The organism is Rhodoferax ferrireducens, from assembly GCF_003347515.1.
Lineage (GTDB): Bacteria > Pseudomonadota > Gammaproteobacteria > Burkholderiales > Burkholderiaceae_C > Rhodoferax.
Window position 1 is genome coordinate 1 of the sequence record NZ_QEII01000245.1, and the last position, 540, is coordinate 540.

Genomic DNA, 540 nt, shown 5'->3' on the forward strand with positions numbered 1-540 from the left:
AGGTGGGTTCGTCAAACAGCATGATCTTGGGCGTCATGCACAGGGCGCGCGCAATCGCCACGCGCTGCTGCTGGCCGCCCGAGAGCTGGCTCGGGTATTTGTGCGCCTGCTCCGGAATGCGCACGCGCTTGAGGTATTTCATGGCGATGGTTTCCGCCTCCTCCCGGCTCAGGCCGCGCGAGCGCATCGGCGCCAGCGTGCAGTTTTGCAAAATGGTCAGGTGCGGAAACAGGTTGAACTGCTGGAACACCATGCCGACTTCCTGGCGCACCGAGTCCACGTTCTTGCCGCCGGCCGTCAGGTCGATGCCGTCCACCACGATGCGGCCTTTTTGCACCGTCTCCAGCCGGTTGATGCAGCGGATCAGGGTGGACTTGCCCGAGCCCGAGGGCCCGCAGACCACGATGCGTTCCCCGGCCCGCACGTTCAGGTTGATGTCGGTCAGCACCTGGAACTTGCCGAACCATTTGTCCAGCGCTTCGATGCGGATGATGGGTTCGGCGCCAGCGGCGTCAGGGGTGGGGGATGGCATTGTGTCTG

General features: G+C 64.1%; 1 protein-coding gene. It reads right to left on the reverse strand.

The window, feature by feature from the left end:
• On the reverse strand, window positions 1-532 hold a 532-nt coding region (locus C5P05_RS08210), incomplete at its 3' end, for an amino acid ABC transporter ATP-binding protein (RefSeq protein WP_157979252.1).
• Between the last annotated feature and the right edge of the window lie 8 nt (window positions 533-540).